Genomic DNA, 1,680 nt, shown 5'->3' on the forward strand with positions numbered 1-1,680 from the left:
CATCCACGCCACCGAAGCCGGCCGACACCAAGGCTGGCTACCCGACGAGATGAACCGCACCATCCACGGCGTCGAACACTGGCTGACCAGCGAATCCGGCCGAATCATCGCCTGCTCCGGCTACATGCGGGACCAGGTCACCCGGCTGTTCGACGTGCCGCCCACCCGGGTCGACGTGGTACCCAACGGGGTCGACGAGCGCGCCTGGCACGCCCGGCCCCGGGCCGTCGCCTCGGCCCGGGCCCGGTTCGCCGCGGACGGTCCGCTGGTCGGGTACGCCGGGCGACTGGTGTACGAGAAGGGCGTGCAGCACCTCGTGCACGCCGTGCCGTACCTGCGCGAGCGGCACCCGGGGCTGCGGGTGGTGATCGCCGGGGACGGGCCGTACAAGGACGAACTGGTCGACCAGGCGCGGCGGCTGCGCCTGTCCGACACCGTCCGGTTCGCCGGATTCCTCGACTCCACCCAGCTTCCGGCCGTGCTGGCCGCCACCGACGCCACCGTGATCCCCAGCCTCTACGAGCCGTTCGGCATGATCGCGCTGGAGGCCGCCGCGGCGGGCGCGCCGCTCGCCGTGGCCGACACCGGCGGACTGGCCGAGATCGTCGAGCCCGGCGTGACCGGGGTGACCTTCCCGCACAGCGACCCGGATGCCCTGGCCGGCGCGGTCGACCAGCTCGTCGGCGACGAGGTCTTCGCCCGCGGGGTGGCCCGCCGGGCCCGCCGCATGGTCAGCGAACGGTACGGCTGGGCCACCATCGCCGCCCGCACAGCCGGCAGCTATGCCGCCGCCCGCCGCGAGCACGGCTCGTTCCAGGCCCGACGGGCCGGCGCGCTGCTCGGCGGACGGTCCCGGATCCCTATTCCGGAGGGTAACCTTTTGATCACAAAGGGCGCCGCCTGCTGAGGTCGACCCAACGATCGATAGGCCCATCCCGATCCATTGGCTACCGTGGTGCGTCAGCCAACGGTGAGGAGAGCGGTGCAGCACGTAGTGATCGCCGGCCGGTACCGGCTCCTGGAGCCGGTGGGGCGGGGCGGCATGGGTCGGGTGTGGCGGGCCCTCGACGAGGTGCTGCACCGCGAGGTGGCGGTCAAGGAGGTCCTGCCACCGAACTGGCTGTCCGAACCCGAAGGTGACGAGTTGCGGCGGCGGACGCTGCGCGAGGCGCGCACCGCGGCCCGGCTCCGCCACCCCAACGTGGTCCGGGTCTACGACGTGGTCCCGGTCGACGGCGACCCGTGGATCGTGATGGAGTACGTCCCGTCCCGGACGTTGCAGGACGTCCTCAACGACGAGGGCCCCCTGGACCCGGCGCGCGCCGCCGGTGTCGGGCGGGCGTTGCTCGCCGCGCTGCGCGCCGCCCACACCGCCAACGTGCTGCACCGGGACGTGAAACCGCAGAACGTGCTGGTGACCCGGGACGGGCAGATCATGCTCACCGATTTCGGGCTGGCCACCTTCGAGGGAGAGGACGGGATACTGACCCGCCCCGGGATGGTGCTCGGTTCACCCCAGTTCGTCGCTCCGGAGCGCGCCGCCGAGGGTGTGTCCAGCGTCGAGACCGATCTGTGGTCCCTCGGCGCCACGCTGTACGCGGCCGTGGAGGGCCGCCCGCCCTACGCCCGGGGCAGCGCGGTGGCCACCCTTGCGGCGCTCGCCACCGACCCACCCGACCC

The 1,680-nt window shown here is 73.0% G+C and carries 2 protein-coding genes; both read left to right on the top strand.

The genetic code is table 11. From position 1 onward, the window contains the following. The coding region (locus E1166_RS30440) for a glycosyltransferase family 4 protein (protein ID WP_132343240.1) at window positions 1-907 on the top strand (907 nt) is incomplete at its 5' end. A 135-nt stretch (window positions 908-1,042) separates the two neighbouring features. After that, on the top strand, window positions 1,043-1,680 hold a 638-nt coding region (locus E1166_RS30445), incomplete at its 3' end, for a serine/threonine-protein kinase (protein ID WP_243710612.1).

The organism is Micromonospora sp. KC213 (genome assembly GCF_004348325.1).
Classification (GTDB): domain Bacteria; phylum Actinomycetota; class Actinomycetes; order Mycobacteriales; family Micromonosporaceae; genus Micromonospora.